Below are 16,295 nucleotides of genomic sequence, written 5' to 3' on the forward strand. Positions count from 1 at the left end.
ACATCATCAATAAATACAACAATAATGAAGAAATACAGAGGATTTTATGGGACGCGTGATGTGGGCCCCGGCCTTGCTAGCATTATTGGTACAAGGGTGTGGGGATAAAGAAGTCGTCATTCCTGAACCCGACTCTAGGCCTGTCAAGCTTGAGGCTGTATCAGTAGGCAATACTGAAAGTTTCCGGACATTTCCCGCTGTTGTCGAAGCGGGAGATAAAGCCGTACTGGCTTTTCGGGTATCAGGACAATTAGATAAAGTCGACAGCAAGCCCGGTGATATTGTCAAACGGGGACAAGTCCTCGCTCACCTTAATACCGATGAACTCAGTCTTTTACTCGAACAGGCCAACGCTGATTATGAATTAGCCTATGTACAATACAAACGAGATAAAGAACTGCTCAAAACCAATGTGGTATCGGAGTTGGATTTTGATCGCTCGGAAGCCGAATTAAATCAGGCCAAGGCGGACTTGGACAAAGCTCAAGCTAATCTCAATTATGCCAGTTTGATTGCGCCATATGACGGGACGCTGTCCCTTTCTTTGGTGGAGAACTACGAATATATTGCTGCTAAACAACCGGTAATGCACATTCAAAGTGCTGGTTTGATTAATGTTACCTTCCAGTTACCCGATCAATTGTTTGCTCGTTTCCAACACCGTTCTGATTTTGAACGGGATCCTTCCGTGACCTTCGATACTATCCCTGATCAGACATTTTCGGCTGAGTTCAAGGAAATCGATACCGAAGCGGATGAGAAAACCTCAAGTTATAAAGTCACCTTGTTTATGGAACGCCCACAAGGCTTCAACCTCCTACCCGGTATGGCGGGGCATGTACGCGTGGCTATCCCGCAAAATGCCAGTGGCTCTATTCCATCTCGAGCGATTTTGACCGAAGGGGAAAACACTTTTGTCTGGCGTGTTGACGACCAAGGCATTGTCACCAAGGTACCCGTTCAGCTTGATAACAAGCGTAGGGTATTGAATGGCTTGAGTGATGGCGACTTGATTGCGACGTCTGGGGTGCAGGAGCTGAAAGAAGGGCAAAAAGTGCGTAAATGGGTCAAGGAGCGGGGACTGTAAGATGAAGACGTTAACGCTAATACCTTTGGTACTGGGCGGGGTGGCATTCCTTGCGGGTTGTGATAAAGCGGCGGTAGAGCCACGTACCATCGTTGCACCTGTTGCGGTGGTCGAAGTACAGATGGCGCAATCGGCGCCTCAGTTGACTTTTCCGGCAGTTGCGGCAGCGGCAGACAAATCGAGTTTGTCATTCCGGGTCCAGGGTGAAGTCAGCTTTATCGGAGTTCGACCTGGCGATCAGGTTAAAAAGGGGCAATTATTGGCCCGTATTGATCCGACTGACTACAAGCTGGAAGTGGATGATGCCCAGGCCAAGTTCAATGTGTCTGATAGCCAATACCGCCGGTCGGCCAAGTTGGTTAAGCAAGGTTTCTTACCACAGTCGCAGTTTGATGAGCTAAAAGCACAACGTCGGATTGCCAAAGCCCGTTTGGATTACGCCAAGCTCAACCTGACTTTTACTGAACTTAAAGCCCCTTTTTCTGGTGTGGTCTCACGAGTACCGGTTGAACAGTTTGAGAATGTACAGATCGGCCAGTTGGTGATGAACCTGCACTTAGCTGATCAGGTCGATATCATTATCCAGGCGCCGGACCTGATTTATTCACAGAGCACGGCTGTGGAGGTCCAGGAGTCTCAACCGGGGGCGACAATTTTGCTTGAGGATGGCAGTGCATATAAGGCCAACCTCAAGGAGTTTACCACCGAGCCCGATCCTAATTTGGGCTCTTTTTTAGTGACCTTAACCATGCCAATGCCGCAAGACCGCTTTATTCTTGACGGGATGGCGGTTGAGGTGAAAGCCGATGCCCAGAAGCTGAAGGTTTACCGCAAGGGAGAAGCCGTCATACCGCTTGAAGCCATCTTCAATGAGGATGGGGATGAATTGGCAATGGACAATAAATTTGTCTGGGTCGTCAACGACGATAATACGGTGACCAAACGTCAAGTTGTTACCGATAAGGTGGTACCTGAAGGTGTTCGTCTGTTGGAGGGGCTGGAGGCCGGCGAACATATTGTTGTCGAAGGGGCGAATAGATTACGCGAAGGCCAGTCGGTCACCATTGTGGACAAGGAGGCAGGCTGATTATGAAACAGGATATTGCAGCTTATTTTATTCGGAACAAAGTGATCAGCTGGATGCTGACACTGATTTTCTTAATTGGCGGGACCATGGCTTTCTTCGGGCTGGGGCGTTTGGAAGACCCGGCATTTACGATTAAAGATGCGATGGTGATCACCGCTTATCCCGGAGCGACGCCTCTGCAGGTTGAAGAAGAGGTGACCTATCCGATAGAAAAAGAAATCCAGCAGCTGATCTATGTGGATGAGGTCAACTCGGTTTCCAGCCGTGGGCTTTCTCAAATAACCGTCACCATGAAGAACAACTACGGGCCGGATGATCTTCCGCAGATCTGGGATGAAATGCGGCGTAAGGTCAACGATCTCAAACCTTCACTGCCGCCGGGCGTACAAGCTCCTTCGGTGGTGGATGATTTCGGTGATGTGTTTGGTATGCTGCTGGCTGTTACGGGTCAGGGCTACAGCTATAAAGAGCTGAGCGATTACGTTGATTATCTCCGTCGTGAAGTCGAACTAGTGGACGGTGTCGGTAAGGTATCGGTTACCGGTACCCAGCAAGAACAAGTGTTCATCGAAATATCGATGCAGCGCTTGAGCAGCTTAGGGATCTCACCGCAGACTATCTACAGCACGCTCGAGACCCAGAACCTTGTCACCAGTGCGGGTGCTGTGCGTATCGGATCCGAGTATATCCGCGTTCACCCCACCGGGGAATTCCAGAGTGTCGATGAGCTGGGTGACTTAATCATTACGGAAAGCGGTGCAGAAGGACTGATTTACCTTAAGGATGTCGCCGAAATCAAACGAGATTTCCAAGAGGTGCCGAGTAACCTGATCAATTACAACGGGCGGCAGGCGCTTCATGTCGGGATTTCCGCTGTTGAAGGGGTCAATGTTGTTGAAGTCGGTAAGCGTGTTGAGCAACGGTTACGTGAACTCAAAGAGCAGCAGCCCGTCGGTATCGATATTGGGGTGGTGTACAGTCAACCGACAGAGGTCGATAAGTCGGTCAGCGGTTTTGTGGTAAGCCTCGGTCAAGCCGTTGCGATTGTTATCATCGTCTTGTTGTTCTTTATGGGGCTTCGCTCCGGCCTATTGATTGGCTTGATCTTGTTACTGACTGTATTGGGCACGTTTGTCTTTATGAGTTGGCTGGCGATCGATTTGCAGCGGATCTCATTGGGGGCATTGGTTATCGCGCTGGGTATGTTGGTGGATAATGCGATAGTGGTGGTCGAAGGGGTGCTGATTGGCATGCAGAAGGGGCGAACCCGGATGCAGGCCGCTTCTGACATTGTGACCCAAACCAAATGGCCGCTGCTTGGTGCGACGGTAATTGCCGTGATGGCGTTTGCGCCGATTGGTCTCTCTCAGGACTCAACCGGTGAGTACTGTCGAACGCTGTTTACCGTACTGCTGGTTTCACTCATGCTGAGCTGGTTTACGGCAATTTCGTTGACGCCGTTTTTCAGTGATCTGTTCTTCAAAAGTGTAAAGACCGGCAATGATGACCCTAATGCCGACCCTTATGCCGGTAAGCTTTTTGTTTGGTATAAGACCTTCCTTGAGTTCTGTATGCGCCGTGCATGGCTGACAGTGATAGTGCTGGTTGCCATGCTAGGGGCGAGCTTGTATGGCTTCACCTTACTCAAGCAATCTTTCTTCCCGTCATCGACGACACCAATGTTCATGGTGGATGTTTGGTTGCCGGAAGGCACTGACATTCGTGCCACCAATGCGACCTTGAAAGAGTTGGAAGGGTTTGTGGCGCAGGATGAACGGGTGGAGTATGTCAGTACCAGTGCCGGTAAGGGATCACAACGCTTCATGCTGACCTACTCACCTGAGAAGAGCTACTCCTCTTATGGTGAGCTGGTGATCCGGGTCAAGAGCTTTGAGGATGTGATGCCGGTCATGGGGATGATCGGAGAGACGCTGGATACACAACACCCTGAGCTTGAATATAAGCTCAAGCAGATCATGCTTGGCCCATCATCTGGCTCGAAAATCGAAGCGCGCTTGGTTGGTCCAGACCCCACCGTACTACGGACCCTTGCCAAACAGGTTGTGGATATTCTCAACGCCGATCCTGGTGCATTTAATATCCGTCATGACTGGCGTGAGCGTAATAAGGTTATTGAACCGATCTTTAATGAAAGTCAGGCCCGTCGCTACGGGATCACTAAAAAAGATGTCGACGATCTGTTGCAGATGTCCTTCTCTGGCTTAACCGTCGGGATATATCGAGACGGGACGAACTTGATGCCGATTGTCGCTCGTTTGCCTGATGAAGAGCGGGTGGATGTCAGTACTATTGAAGGCATGAAGATTTGGAGCCCGGCAACGCAAGGTTATATCCCTCTTCAGCAAGTGATCAATGGTACGAATATTATTTGGGAAGACCCTCTTATCGCACGTAAGGATCGTAAGCGGATGCTGACGGTAATGGCTGATCCGGATCCGCTGGGTGATGAAACTGCTGCGACCGTGCAGGCTCGGATCCAGTCGAAAATTGAAGGATTGGATTATCCTCCAGGCTATTCATTGGAGTGGGGAGGGGAGTATGAGTCGTCGGCTGATGCGAAAGCCTCTTTGTTCCAGACCATGCCAATGGGCTATTTGGTGATGTTCCTGATCACAATTTTCTTGTTCAACAAGGTCAAGGAAGCCCTGATCGTCTGGGCGACAGTACCGTTGGCGGTTATTGGGGTAACAACAGGCTTGTTGCTGCTCAATACCCCGTTTGGTTTTATGGCTTTGCTCGGTTTCCTCAGCCTCTCCGGAATGCTGGTGAAAAACGGTATCGTCTTGTTGGATCAGATCGAAATTGAGATTGCCAGCGGTAAGGAGAAGTACCAAGCGGTGGTCGATGCGGCGGTGAGTCGTGTAAGGCCGGTCTGTATGGCAGCCATTACCACGGTACTGGGGATGGTGCCTTTGCTACCGGATGTGTTCTTTAAACCTATGGCGGTTACCATCATGTTTGGTTTGGGCTTTGCCACGGTACTGACACTGATCGTGGTTCCTGTGCTTTATCGCCTGTTCCACCATTTGCCATTGCCGGGAAGCAGCCCTGTGGTCCCGGAACCGGTGCACAGTTAAATCAGAATAGGGCTTAAAGGTTAAATAGCTAACTAACAAGAGGGGCGCCATACAGGCGCCCCTTTCTTTTTTGCAGCTTGATTGGCGAAGAGTATTCGACAGACTGACTGATCGTATATTGTCTTGGCGGCGGATTAAGCCGTTACTTTCCAAGTCATTTCTTCGCCTGCACGGATTGGCACGACAACATCGTTACCGAAAGACATGGTCTCTGGCACTGCCCAGTTTTCTTTGGTCAGGGTGATGGTGTCGGCGTTGCGTGGCAGGCCGTAGAAGTCCGGCCCGTTGAAGCTGGCAAACGCTTCTAGCTTGTCTAATGCACCAGCTTGCTCGAACACTTCGGCATACAGCTCGATGGCGGCATGGGCAGTGTAAGAACCGGCACAGCCACAGGCTGATTCTTTACGGCCTTGGGCGTGCGGTGCTGAGTCAGTACCCAAGAAGAACTTCGGGCTACCGCTTGTTGCTGCTGCAACGAGTGCCTGCTGGTGAGTATTGCGCTTAAGGATTGGCAGGCAGTAGAAGTGCGGACGGATCCCGCCGACTAGCATGTGGTTACGGTTGAACATCAGGTGGTGCGCCGTGATGGTTGCCGCCACATTAGGGCCTGCATTATTAACAAACTCTACCGCATCTTTGGTGGTGATATGCTCAACCACGATTTTCAGGTTTGGCATCTGTTTGACGATGGGGCTAAGTACTGTATCTAGGAACTGTTTCTCGCGATCGAAGATGTCGACATCGTGAGTGGTCACTTCACCGTGGATCAGAAGAAGCATACCTTCTTCCTGCATTGCTTCTAGTGTCGGGATCAATGTGTCGATGGATGTGACGCCCGAATCAGAGTTGGTAGTTGCACCTGCAGGGTAAAGCTTAGCGGCATAGATATGGCCAGTTGCTTTGGCTTTTCGAATTTCGTCAGGAGTGGTGTTGTCGGTGAGGTAGAGGGTCATGAGAGGAGAGAAATTGCCTTGGGGCTTTTCGGCTAGGATACGATCTCGGTAAGCTAGAGCAGCTTCAGTATCGGTTACCGGTGGGACCAAGTTTGGCATGATGATAGCTCGACCCATATAGCGGCTGGTATCGCGAACAGTGTCATTGAGCACGTCGCCATCCCGCAAGTGTAAGTGCCAGTCATCAGGACGTGTAATCGTAATAGTCGTCATTGTTGCTTCCCTCCCAAAAAAAATCGACCGATTCTAAAACCTCAGCTGGAGCTTGTAAAGCGGCATCTTCAAACTATTGAATTAATTGACGCAGAAAAGAGCAAACGATTGCTTGCGATGGCCAAATAAAAGGTCTGTCTGTATATAAGGTTAATAAAAAAGCCAGCTGGGTGGCTGGCTTTTCATTGGACTAAGAAGCAAAACGCTAAAGCTTGAAGCGGTGAACCAGGTCGTTTTGCTGGTGGGCAAGGTGATCAAGCTTGCCGCTGGCTTCGGCGACTTCTTCCATAGAACGGTAGTTTGAATCGGCAATATGGCTGATATCTTCCAGCGAGCGGGCAATCTCCCCTGTCGTACTGCGCTGCTCTTCAGCAGCCTGGGCAATTTGGGTACTCATCTGGCTGATCTCGAGAATTATTGCTTGGATCTCTTCCATGGCGCTGTTGGCTTCTGATGCTTGAGTCAGGCTGTTATCCATTTCACTGACACAGCTCTGCATGACCTCGACGGCTTGCCCCGAACTGGACTGTAGGCGCTGGATCATCTGCTCGATTTCCGATGTTGAGTCGGTTGTCCGCTTGGCCAGCACCCGTACCTCGTCGGCGACCACCGCAAAGCCTCGGCCTTGCTCACCGGCGCGTGCCGCTTCGATAGCCGCATTGAGGGCGAGTAGGTTGGTTTGATCGGCAATGTTGCGGATCACATCGAGGATCGAGCCGATATTGCTGCTCATTTCCTGCAGATCCGAGACCGCGTGAACAGACTTGTCCAAACGGGTCGAGAGCTGATGGGTGGTGTTGATATTGCGGCTCATGACTTCACGGCCGGTGCTCGATGCCTTCTCAACCTCGTGGACACGCTCCATGGTATTCTGCGCGCTGTGGGAGACGTCGGTAACAGACTGCTCCATCTCGGTCATCGCAGTGGCGACAGAGGCCGTTTGCTGGCGTTGCTCATGCAGTCGATTTTTGGCCTCGGTGGTTGTTGACTGGTTCTCTTCAGCGACAGCCGTGAGATCACTCGAAGCCTGGCTGAGCTTGCCGAGGATCTCTTGCAGGTTGTCAGCAAGGGTATTGATGTAGTTACCCAGTTTGCTGAATTCAACGAATTGGTTCACTTGGCTGCGTTTGGTCATATCTCCCTTTGCCAGTGCTTCAAGGGTTGCCAGCGTTGCATTCAGCGGTTTGCGGACGCTTTGTGCGAGATACCACCCGATGAACAAGGCAAACAATGTTGTGCCTACTCCGAGTAAGGTCGCATTGCGGTAACCCTGGCTGTAGGTGCTGTCTGCATTGGTGATGGCGGTATTCATCTGGGTATTTGCCTGGGCACTGAAGCTCGCGAGTAACTCCATGGCTTGGTCGATTTCATTCGCAAGGATAGCAATGTTGTCATAGAGCCGGTTGCGTGCTTCGATATACTGGAAGTGATCATCAAGGACCCCGCCTGATTGGCCAATATCCAGCGTGTACTGGGCTATCGACTTATCAAATATCGTTTTGAGTTCAGGCATCATCGCGAGCAGTGAACGGTAGGCATTGTTGAGGTGATTGATATTGCGTCGGTTACTTTTGATGGCTTTGTCAATGGTATCGATATCTTCCGTTGCCAGCGCATCTGACGTGACGACTTCCGTTTCTTGCAGTTTGACAAAGTAGTTTTTTGCGATCATCTTGACCGAAATGCTCTCTTGATCGTCAACATAATCTTTCATCCGGCTATTGAGGCTACCATGCAGTTGCTGGAAACGTCGGGCAGATTGTTGGCGATCGGCCTGGGCAACCAATTGGGCCCGGTAATTGTCCATTGCCGTATGGGCTTCGCGGAAGTAACGGTTTTCCAGTGCGATAAGCGCTTCAAGCTGGCTGCTGAGAGCGGTGTTGTCTTGTGCGGCATTTTCGAGTTGTTCTAAGGCGGTCAGAAATTGTTGGTGGGCGTGGCCGAACTGGGTTTCGTACGTATCCATTCGTACCAGATCTTGGCTTGTCAGGAAATCCTTATAGATCTTATCTGCCGCCAAAAGCCTGACACTGACTTGGTTTGATAATGACACCAAGGGTAATGATTGATTGGTGACGATTTGGAGTTGTTGATGGATCCGACTGGTGCCATCGAGCATCATCATCAGTGTGGCAACAAAAAGCATTACCATAACGGCGATACCGGTATACATACGTCGAATGACAGAGGTCTGTTTCGTTGTCTTCATAATATCCCTAAAAAAATCCAAGCAAGCGACAGCAGAACTTACTTATGGCAATGTAATACGAAGTTAGAGTTATGGTTTTAGTCTTCGTACAAAATGTGACGCTTAAAATTTTAGAAGCAAAAAAAGCAACCCAAAATGCGTCAAAGTTGACTCGGTTGAGTGATAAATCCTTGATATGGTTCTTGAGATTCATGCCAAATAGTAAATGATTTAGCGCCTTACATTCTTTGACCGCTGCATCAAAAAATAACTTTGTTATCTCGCCTGTTGGTATTTGTTTAAGGCGAGGTTCGATGGACGACGAGAGGTGCTTGGAGGAAGTGAATTTGGCGGATATAAAAAAATCACTGGAAAAAAGATTAAAAACAATGTTCAATATTGCTCTTATTTACGTAGTCGAGCATACTGCAAGTGTTGATTCGATAACGATAAATGGAGCAAGACATGGCTGAAGAGACCATTTTCAGTAAGATTATTCGCAAGGAAATCCCAGCTGATGTTGTTTACCAGGACGATTTGGTGACGGCTTTTCGCGATATTAACCCGCGTGCGCCAAGCCACATTTTGATCATCCCGAATAAATTGCTGCCGACCGTCAATGATGTGGAAGCAGAAGACGAGTTGATGATGGGACGCCTGTTTACAGTTGCTCGTAAATTGGCAGAGCAGGAAGGCATTGCTGAAGACGGTTACCGTTTGATCATGAACTGTAATCCACATGGTGGCCAAGAGGTATACCATATTCATATGCACCTGTTGGGCGGTCGCCCTCTAGGGCCAATGCTTGTGGGTTAACACAAGACTTGGTTAGTCCGAGGGCAAGCCAAGAACAAGTGAACTTCTGTTCCAAATTGAAGTCTGAGTGGCGTGTATTTACGGCGTGTTTGCCGATGGTAAGGGCACTCAGGCTTTTTATTAGGGTTAGTAATAAGATGTTGAAACATGCCGTCGTAGCGGTGCTGTCTTTGGGGTTGGTCGCTTGTGCGAACCTGTCGACCCAGAGCTTATTTAGTCATTATAGTGCGGCAAACAGCAAGACCCATCAGGCAATGCAGCAAGGCTTGTACCAGCAAGCGTTGGACGTATTGCCTGATGCGCCTGCAGGTGAAATCCTTGATGGAATGGAAAAAGGGCGGGTCGGCTTTGCCGCTGGCCAATATCCACAAAGCTTTGGTGCGCTGCAATCAGCAGACAATGCGGTAAAAGAGCAGCAGCGCCAGGCCAGTATCCAGATATCGGAAGGGTTCAATCAGGTTGGCTCGTTACTGACCAACGACAATATGCTCACCTATCAGCCGGCAGATTATGAACTGGGCTTTTTACATTTGTATTTGGCTCTTAACTACCTCCAGCAAAGAGATCTCAGTGGCGCCTTGGTAGAAGTACGTCGAGCAAACCAAGTACAAGAAGCCGCTAAAAGACTGCGAGAAGCTGAGCTGAACAAGGCGGCGAAAGAAGCTCGTCGCAAAGGGTTAGATCAAAACCTTGGTGCTGTTTTGGCGCGCTACCCAGATGTCGGCAGCCAGCTGGGCAATATTCAGAACGGGTATTTGTTCTTTCTCTCTGGGGTGTTGTATGAAGCCGACGGTGATCTGAACAGTGCCTATATCGACTACAAACGAGCACTGGCAGTGGCGCCTAACAACCCGTTTGTCGCCGAGACAGTATTGCGTTTGGCGACACGTATGCGTATGGATCAGGATCTGCCGTCTTTGCAAGCGCGATATGGCAAATACCAAGCACCTTCTGCCAACACTGGCAGGGTGATCGTGTTTGACGAGCAAGGAGTGGTATCGGCAAGAGACGGCTGGCGTTTGCCTATTTGGCTGACAGACAGTCGAGGTGACGGCGTGATTTATAATCTGGCGCTGCCTTATTATGGTAATCCGTCCAATAAAGCTTTTTCACCATTGCAACTCAACGGCAAACCGCTGGTTGATAGCACCGTCGCTAATGTTGATGGGATGGCACGTTACAGCTTGCAGGAAGATCTACCCGTGATTGTGCTCCGACAGGCTTTGCGGGTCGCAGCCAAGAACGAAGTGCGCAAAACCGCGGCGAGGAAAGGGGATGATATCGGCAACGTGTTGACCAATATTTTCAACACCCTCACCGAACAGCCAGATACCCGAAGTTGGCAAAGCTTGCCGGCCTCTGTGGCTATTGCCCAGCAAGATATCACGGCAGGGCAGTATGATCTGGCTTGGAATGGCCATCAGATAGATGTTGATGTAAAAGCAGGCAGAACAACCATGGTTTGGGTGTCACGCCAGGGAAATCAGCTGACCGGTTGGTCAGTCTTATTGGGGAATAACTAATGAGAATATTACTTGTATTGGGGATGGTCTTGGGATTAGCAGCATGTTCCACGACAACATCTGGGATCAGCATAGAAAGCAGCAACCAAAGTGTGGTGATTGGTAACTCTCACTTGGCCAGTCGCTTATCGATTGAGCAAGCCAGTATTTCTGAAGTCAACGGACTGATGAAGGCTGGGGTTCCGGTGACCAGCCAAATTGATTCTGATCTCAACCTGCAGTACCGCTTTTATTGGTATGACGCTCAGGGCCTTGAAGTGAGCGGTAGTGATAGTCCATGGCGCCAGGTTGTGCTGCACGGTAAAGATACAATGACATTACAAGCGGTTGCCAGAAGCCCTCAGGCAACGCAATACCGGATATATATCCGAAAAGCAGATTATTAATTTTGGGATTGGCACTGTCGCGAGTGCTGTTTGACTGATAAAGGTAAGACAATGAAAAAAAGCGTAATCGCATTAATGGGTGTGGCTGCACTGATGGGCGGCTGTGCCCAGAAGGTGAGCTATGGTGATGCTCAGCAGGCTGAAACGACGACTATTGAGTTTGGCTCGACAGACTTGCAGAAGATTGCTGAAGAAATGACAGACAGCATGCTGACATCGGGTTCGGTGGCTTATATTACCGGTAATGGCCAGCGCCCAATCATTGTTGTTGATAGCATCAAGAATAAAACCAGTGAGCACATTGATACCGAGTCGGTAACCGATTCTGTCAGCACTCGTTTGCTAAACTCGGGTAAATTCCGCTTTGTGGACATGACTCGTGTAGAAGATGTGCGCAAGCAGCTTAACTTCCAGAACCACGATGAACTGGTTAACCAGAGCACAGCCATCCAGTTTGGTAAAATGGTCGGCGCGGAATACATGCTTTACGGTAACCTGTCGAGCATTGTGAAGTCAGCCGGTAGTGACAAAGACGTTTACTACAAAATGACCATGCGTTTGATGGACTTGGAGACTGGCCTGATTGAGTGGGCTGATGAAACCGAGATCCGTAAGCAGGAATCAAAGAGCCTGCTAGGCTGGTAATTGGGCATTCCGGTGACATGAGTATTGATAGCTTACAGGCTCTGCTTAGAACTAGGTTACCGGAGTACCACCTAAACAGTGCCAAACCTCTCAGCGGCGGGCTCAGTAACCGCTGCTGGCAGGTGGTTATCGAGCATGGCCTCACGGGTCTATGCCATACATTGGTATGGCGACCCCATTCGGCAGCGTCACAGGCTTTTGGTGTGTCACGGCTGAATGAGCATGATGTGCTTCATGCCATCGACACCTCTGCCAAGCGTGATATAGCACCGAGTACCTTTGCCCTTTTTCCTGAGGGGTTATTGGTAGAGTGGGCTGAAGGCCAAACCGCGAAACCTGATCTCCCCATTGCAACCATCATGACCTTATTGGGGACGATTCATCACCTTCCTTTGCCTTCGTGGCGGCTGGACTGTCAGCAGCGAGGCGCGCATTATTGGCAGTATGTCGGCGGTGCTGTGGATGATCATCAACTTTGCCATATCCATGCGTATTTCCAATCCCTATCTGTGACAACGTGGTTTGCTGACACCTGCTGCCACCATGATCTGGGGTGGTATAACGTAATTGTTACTCCAGACGGCCAGCACAAAGTGATTGATTGGGAGTATTCGGCCGCGGGTGATCCGTCATTGGATTTAGCGCTGACCATTGCAGCCAACCAGCTTGAGCCTTCAAAGGCTGTATCCTTCTATTGCCAGCGAATGGGGATCACTGATGCTGCTAGTCAGTCCCGCTGGCTATCGGCGGTTACGTATTGGCAGCCGTGGTGCGATTATTTGGCAATGCTGTGGTTCTATGTTGGGGCGCAGCACTTTTCAGGTCAAGAGCAGCCAGATGAGGGCTACCTCTCGGAAGCTCAAGTATTACAAGCAAAATTGTGGAATGAGCTGCAATTCTCTGATTAATCAAACCTTTTAAATGCTTCTCGTCTACAATTGAGGGACGCCTTTTCTGTTTGTACGAAATGCGTATCAATTGGGTCTTTATGCTTATAGCTGTTTTCACTTTCTGTTTACCTCGATATAGCTATATCGAAGGCAGGCATAAACAACGTAAATCAAACGACATAGCTTACATGAAGCAAGCAAAACGTTGGGTTAGGATGAGGGGGTGGTAATGAGTAAGTTGCTTCCAAAGTGGGCGGGCGTTACTTTGGCAGTCGTCTTGGTTGGAGGGTGCACCACCCGCTTGGCTTACAACAATTTGGATGTATGGCTGAACTATCGCCTTTCCTCTTATGTTACCCTCAGTTCATCTCAGGAATCCAGTTTTGATCAAGGTGTCGACCGTGCTCATGCACTTCATCGCCAGCAAGAGCTCCCCAAAATCCACAGTGCTATCGATCGCCTACAGGCAGATCTCTTTTCTCCAATGACGTTCGGTCAAATGCGGGAATACTATAAGGTTTTTACCCGCTTGGGGCAGGATTCTGCGGCGATTTTAGCTAATCCGATGGCCGATATGTTTGCTCAATTGAATGATGCTCAAGCAGCTCAGTTCGAAGGTAGTTTGCGCCAAAGGTTTACAGAGTTTGATCAGGAGAGAAGTAAGCTGAGTCAATCTCAGCAGCTTGCTAAGCGGTCGGAGCGATTGCAAGACTTCACCCAGGATTGGGTCGGCTCCTTGACCAGTCGGCAGGAGGAGTTGTTGACTGAGCTGGCAGGTTACCAATTGGAAATGGCCCCTATATTCCGTTCATTGCGCAACGGCTATTTTGACCGTTGGCGGCAATTAATGAAAAACCGAGCCCAACCCGCATTCAAAGCACAGTTTACCCAGTTGATGCGGGACATGGTGGCCCTTAACAGTAGCCGGTATCAATCTGAGATCCGCTTCTACCTCAACCGCCGATTTGAATTGATGCGCCGGCTCAATCATACCCTGTCGCGACAGCAGCAAACTCACTTGAACCGTAAGCTGGTAGACCTACGCAAGGATGTTGCTTTGCTGATCAATCAATAACGGATATTTACTGTGAAAGTAGTGTCAACAAACCCTACAAAACGTGGTAGATTGATTTTACTGATAATCACAATAGGGAAGAATAATGATTATTTATCTGCATGGCTTTGACTCAACAAGCCCGGGGAACCATGAAAAGGTATTGCAGCTTCAATTCATTGATCCTGACGTACGTTTTGTGAATTACAGTACTCTGCATCCTAAGCATGATATGCAGCACTTATTAAAAGAAGTACTCAAGCTAAAGGAAGAATCTGCTGATGAGCAACCACTGATTTGTGGTGTGGGGCTTGGCGGATATTGGTCCGAGCGGGTGGGTTTTCTGTGCGGCATGAAGCAAGTCATTTTCAACCCCAACCTGACTCCTGAACACAATATGGAAGGCCGTATTGACCGTCCAGAAGAGTATGCTGATATTTCCACTAAATGTGTAACCGATTTTCGTAACAAAAATGCAGGCAATTGCCTTTGCATACTTTCAACAAATGATGAAGTCTTAGACAACAAGCAAACCAAAGATGCGCTTGGTGATTTTTACAAGATCATTTGGGACGATAAAGAAACGCATAAATTCAAGAAAATTTCTCAGCACCTGCAAACGATAAAAGTGTTTAAAGAAACCGCTTAATTCCTACTTATTACTTTGCTTGGCAAGATAACAAGATAAGCAGACGGCCCATGTCCGTCTGCTCTATGTTCATCAGCCCTATGCCAATAGTGATATCAACTGTTACCCTCTCTCACAGCCAAACTAGAATTGGCTAACCTGGTGTTCCTCAGCATCCCATGCCGCCGGCTTTGATCCTAATCAATTATTTCTTGCCTTGAAATAATATTCGCTTATAATGCAAATCTTAACTTTTTTTGAGGTAAATCAAAAAAAGTTGAGTTAATTAAACGAAGAAGATGTACTAAACATCCCTCGCATATCCAAAGTTAAGCTGTTGATAAAAAAGAATTATACTGACTGGATTTTGTTCGGGTCAGGTTGAATTTGTAAATTTATAAATTTGTGGAAGGAATGTTGTGATGACACGAATTATTGTTGTCGGTGGTGGTGCTGGTGGTTTGGAGCTAGCAACAAAGCTGGGTCGTACCTTGGGCCGTAAAGGCCGTGCAAAAGTCACCTTGGTAGACCGTAAGGGCAGCCATTTGTGGAAACCACTGTTGCACGAAGTCGCAACCGGCTCTATGGATGCAGGTGTTGATGCTCTGAGTTACCGTGCGCATGCAAAAAATCATTCGTTTGATTTCCAGATGGGTAGCCTGAAAGATATTGACCGTGAGCGTAAGGTGATCACCCTTGCGCCATTGCATGACAAACAAAATGAACTGCTGATGCCTGAGCGTGAGCTAGAGTACGATATCCTTGTTATGGCTATCGGTTCTACCTCAAACGACTTCAATACTCCTGGCGTGCGCGAGAACTGTATCTTCCTGGACAGTCCAGAGCAGGCACACCGCTTCCGTTCGCAAATGAACAACCAGTTCCTGAAACTGCACGCAAACAAAGAGCAGAAAACGGTTGATATCGCGATTGTGGGTGCCGGTGCAACCGGTGTTGAGCTATCTGCGGAGCTACACAATGCTGTTCAAGAATTGCAGAACTACGGTTTTGGTGATCTGGATAGCTCACGATTGAATGTTAACTTGGTTGAAGCCGGTGAGCGTATCTTGCCAGCACTGCCGCCGCGTATTTCGTCAGCTGCCCACAGTGAGCTGACTAAGCTGGGTGTGAATGTTCGTACTGCGACTATGGTAACCAAGGCTGATGAAACTGGCCTGACGACCAAAGATGGCGATCATATCCCAGCCCAAATTATGGTATGGGCGGCAGGTATTAAGGCACCTGACTTTATCAAGGATATCGCTGGTCTTGAGACCAACCGTATCAACCAGCTGGTGGTTAAACCGACTCTTCAAACCACTCGCGATGATGATATTTACGTGATTGGCGATCTGGCTTCTTGTGTTCAGGAAGATGGCAGCTTTGTTCCACCACGTGCTCAGGCTGCTCACCAGATGGCAAGCCGCTGCTTCTCTAACATTGTAGCTAAAATTACAGACCGTGAGCAGAAGCCATATACTTACAGTGACCACGGTTCGTTGGTTTCGCTAAGTCGTTTCTCAACCGTTGGTAGCCTGATGGGTAACCTAACCAAAGGCTCGATGATGGTTGAAGGCCGTATTGCTCGCGTGGTATACATTTCGTTGTACCGCATGCACCAAATCGCTCTTCACGGTGTCATTAAAACGAGCCTGATGATGCTGGTTGGCCGCATTAACCGCGTGTTGCGCCCAAACCTGAAGCTTCACTAAGCGAGTAACGCTATA

At 49.0% G+C, this 16,295-nt stretch carries 13 protein-coding genes; 11 read left to right on the forward strand and 2 right to left on the reverse strand.

Going from position 1 to position 16,295, the window contains the following annotated elements:
- Positions 1–46 precede the first annotated feature (46 nt).
- From L4D79_RS12005 to L4D79_RS12015, 3 genes are read left to right on the forward strand one after another with little or no spacing between them, the layout of a single operon-like run.
- Positions 47–1,087: an efflux RND transporter periplasmic adaptor subunit gene (locus L4D79_RS12005; protein ID WP_428651811.1), complete on the forward strand. Its 1,041-nt coding sequence runs from the start codon at positions 47–49 to the stop codon at positions 1,085–1,087.
- A 1-nt stretch (position 1,088) separates the two neighbouring features.
- Positions 1,089–2,174, forward strand: a complete 1,086-nt coding sequence (locus L4D79_RS12010; protein WP_428651812.1) for an efflux RND transporter periplasmic adaptor subunit — start codon at positions 1,089–1,091, stop codon at positions 2,172–2,174.
- Between the two features lie 2 nt (positions 2,175–2,176).
- Complete coding sequence (locus tag L4D79_RS12015) at positions 2,177–5,272, forward strand: efflux RND transporter permease subunit (protein WP_428651813.1); 3,096 nt, start codon at positions 2,177–2,179, stop codon at positions 5,270–5,272.
- Between the two features lie 134 nt (positions 5,273–5,406).
- Here L4D79_RS12015 and pyrC read toward each other — a convergent pair whose 3' ends face one another.
- Positions 5,407–6,438: a dihydroorotase gene (gene pyrC / locus L4D79_RS12020; protein WP_428651814.1), complete on the reverse strand. Its 1,032-nt coding sequence runs from the start codon at positions 6,436–6,438 to the stop codon at positions 5,407–5,409.
- 205 nt (positions 6,439–6,643) lie between these two features.
- Positions 6,644–8,647 (reverse strand): methyl-accepting chemotaxis protein, encoded by a 2,004-nt coding sequence (locus L4D79_RS12025; protein ID WP_428651815.1) that lies wholly within the window; start codon positions 8,645–8,647, stop codon positions 6,644–6,646.
- Positions 8,648–9,091: 444 nt separating this feature from the next.
- On the opposite strand from L4D79_RS12025, the gene hinT reads away from it, so the two are divergent.
- The 8 genes from hinT (at position 9,092) to L4D79_RS12065 (ending at position 16,280) form a co-directional block, all read left to right on the forward strand.
- Positions 9,092–9,442 (forward strand): purine nucleoside phosphoramidase, encoded by a 351-nt coding sequence (gene hinT, locus L4D79_RS12030; protein WP_107348449.1) that lies wholly within the window; start codon positions 9,092–9,094, stop codon positions 9,440–9,442.
- 137 nt (positions 9,443–9,579) lie between these two features.
- Positions 9,580–10,965 carry a COG3014 family protein gene (locus tag L4D79_RS12035; RefSeq protein ID WP_428651816.1) on the forward strand — a complete coding sequence of 462 codons (1,386 nt, stop codon included), beginning with the start codon at positions 9,580–9,582 and terminating at the stop codon, positions 10,963–10,965.
- On the forward strand, positions 10,965–11,351 hold the full coding sequence (locus L4D79_RS12040; RefSeq protein WP_428651817.1) for a YcfL family putative periplasmic lipoprotein: 387 nt from the start codon (positions 10,965–10,967) through the stop codon (positions 11,349–11,351). The genes L4D79_RS12035 and L4D79_RS12040 overlap by 1 nt, the downstream gene beginning before the upstream one ends.
- Positions 11,352–11,402: 51 nt before the next feature.
- The gene (gene lpoB / locus L4D79_RS12045; protein ID WP_428651818.1) at positions 11,403–11,996 is read left to right on the forward strand and encodes a penicillin-binding protein activator LpoB; all 594 of its coding nucleotides are present in this window, start codon (positions 11,403–11,405) and stop codon (positions 11,994–11,996) included.
- 17 nt (positions 11,997–12,013) lie between these two features.
- The gene (locus L4D79_RS12050) at positions 12,014–12,904 is read left to right on the forward strand and encodes a phosphotransferase (RefSeq protein ID WP_428651819.1); all 891 of its coding nucleotides are present in this window, start codon (positions 12,014–12,016) and stop codon (positions 12,902–12,904) included.
- A gap of 211 nt (positions 12,905–13,115) precedes the next feature.
- Positions 13,116–13,961, forward strand: coding sequence for a DUF6279 family lipoprotein (locus tag L4D79_RS12055; RefSeq protein ID WP_428651820.1), 846 nt, complete (start codon positions 13,116–13,118; stop codon positions 13,959–13,961).
- A gap of 85 nt (positions 13,962–14,046) precedes the next feature.
- Positions 14,047–14,589, forward strand: a complete 543-nt coding sequence (ycfP, locus tag L4D79_RS12060; RefSeq protein WP_428651821.1) for an alpha/beta hydrolase YcfP — start codon at positions 14,047–14,049, stop codon at positions 14,587–14,589.
- Positions 14,590–14,990: 401 nt separating this feature from the next.
- Positions 14,991–16,280, forward strand: a complete 1,290-nt coding sequence (locus tag L4D79_RS12065) for an NAD(P)/FAD-dependent oxidoreductase (RefSeq protein ID WP_428651822.1) — start codon at positions 14,991–14,993, stop codon at positions 16,278–16,280.
- The last annotated feature ends 15 nt before the right edge of the window (positions 16,281–16,295 follow it).

This window comes from Photobacterium satsumensis (genome assembly GCF_050336935.1).
In the GTDB taxonomy this organism is placed as follows: Bacteria; Pseudomonadota; Gammaproteobacteria; order Enterobacterales; family Vibrionaceae; genus Photobacterium; species Photobacterium satsumensis.

Excerpts from the sequence above, each read along its gene's own strand:
- ycfP (WP_428651821.1), top strand. The coding sequence starts at position 14,047 with ATGATTATTTATCTGCATGGCTTTGACTCAACAAGCCCGGGGAACCAT.
- lpoB (WP_428651818.1), top strand. The coding sequence starts at position 11,403 with ATGAAAAAAAGCGTAATCGCATTAATGGGTGTGGCTGCACTGATGGGC.
- L4D79_RS12015 (WP_428651813.1), top strand. The coding sequence starts at position 2,177 with ATGAAACAGGATATTGCAGCTTATTTTATTCGGAACAAAGTGATCAGC.
- L4D79_RS12035 (WP_428651816.1), top strand. The coding sequence starts at position 9,580 with ATGTTGAAACATGCCGTCGTAGCGGTGCTGTCTTTGGGGTTGGTCGCT.
- L4D79_RS12040 (WP_428651817.1), top strand. The coding sequence starts at position 10,965 with ATGAGAATATTACTTGTATTGGGGATGGTCTTGGGATTAGCAGCATGT.
- L4D79_RS12005 (WP_428651811.1), top strand. The coding sequence starts at position 47 with ATGGGACGCGTGATGTGGGCCCCGGCCTTGCTAGCATTATTGGTACAA.
- L4D79_RS12055 (WP_428651820.1), top strand. The coding sequence starts at position 13,116 with ATGAGTAAGTTGCTTCCAAAGTGGGCGGGCGTTACTTTGGCAGTCGTC.
- pyrC (WP_428651814.1), bottom strand. The coding sequence starts at position 6,438 with ATGACGACTATTACGATTACACGTCCTGATGACTGGCACTTACACTTG.
- hinT (WP_107348449.1), top strand. The coding sequence starts at position 9,092 with ATGGCTGAAGAGACCATTTTCAGTAAGATTATTCGCAAGGAAATCCCA.
- L4D79_RS12065 (WP_428651822.1), top strand. The coding sequence starts at position 14,991 with ATGACACGAATTATTGTTGTCGGTGGTGGTGCTGGTGGTTTGGAGCTA.
- L4D79_RS12025 (WP_428651815.1), bottom strand. The coding sequence starts at position 8,647 with ATGAAGACAACGAAACAGACCTCTGTCATTCGACGTATGTATACCGGT.
- L4D79_RS12050 (WP_428651819.1), top strand. The coding sequence starts at position 12,014 with ATGAGTATTGATAGCTTACAGGCTCTGCTTAGAACTAGGTTACCGGAG.
- L4D79_RS12010 (WP_428651812.1), top strand. The coding sequence starts at position 1,089 with ATGAAGACGTTAACGCTAATACCTTTGGTACTGGGCGGGGTGGCATTC.